The organism is Streptomyces sp. NPDC058307, from assembly GCF_042880295.1.
Classification (GTDB): domain Bacteria; phylum Actinomycetota; class Actinomycetes; order Streptomycetales; family Streptomycetaceae; genus Streptomyces.
In genome coordinates, this window is record NZ_JBHVYZ010000177.1 from 1 (window position 1) to 1055 (window position 1055).

The window sequence follows — 1055 nt, forward strand, 5'->3', positions numbered from 1 at the left end:
GTCAGTACGACCTGGAACAGCGGGTGGCGGGCCAGCGAACGCGTCGGCGCCAACTCCTCCACCAGCCGCTCGAACGGCACATCCTGATGCGCGAACGCCCCCAACGACCGCTCACGCACCCGCCCCAACACCTCAACAAACGACGGATCCCCCGACAGATCCGTACGCACCACCAACGTATTCACAAAGCACCCGACCAGATCATCCAGCGCCTCATCCACACGCCCCGCCACCGCAGACCCGATCGGAACGTCCTCCCCCGCCCCCAACCGCGACAACACCACCGCCAACCCCGCCTGCAACACCATGAACACCGTCACACCCTCAGCCCGCGCCAACTCCACCAAACGCGCATGCACCCCCGCCGACACCCCAAACGGCACCCCATACCCACGATGACTCGCCACCGCCGGCCGAACCCGATCGAACGGCAACCCCAACTCCACCGGCACACCCGCCAACTCACCCCGCCAATAAGCCACCTGACGAGCCATCACACTCGACGGATCACCCGCATCCCCCAACAACTCCCGCTGCCACAACGCATAATCCGCGTACTGCACCGGCAACGGCCCCCACACAGGCACCCGACCCTCACACCGCGCCTCGTACGCCACCGACACATCACGCGCCAACGGCCCCATCGACCACCCATCACCCGCAATGTGATGCACCACCAACACCAACACCCACTCACCCGGCCCCACCACGAACAACGTCGCCCGAACCGGCACCTCCACCGACAGATCGAACCCACACCCCGCCGCCCCAGCCACAGCACCCGACAACCCCTCAGGCCCGACCTCCACCACCCCCAAGTCCCACACCAGCTCATCGACACCCAGCACCCGCTGATAAGGCTCACCACCCACCACCGGAAACACCGTCCGCAGCGCCTCATGCCGCACCAGCACATCCCGCAACGCGGCCGCCAACGCCCCCTGATCCAAATCACCTGACAACCGCAGCACGATCGGGCTGTTGTACGTCGCGCTCGGACCCTCGAGCTGGCCCAGGAACCACAACCGCTGCTGCCCGAACGACAACGGCACCCG

At 66.5% G+C, this 1055-nt stretch carries 1 protein-coding gene; it reads right to left on the reverse strand.

What is annotated here, in order from left to right; translation table 11 throughout:
• The coding region (locus ACFVYN_RS41405; RefSeq protein WP_390008116.1) for a condensation domain-containing protein at window positions 1–1055 on the reverse strand (1055 nt) is incomplete at both ends.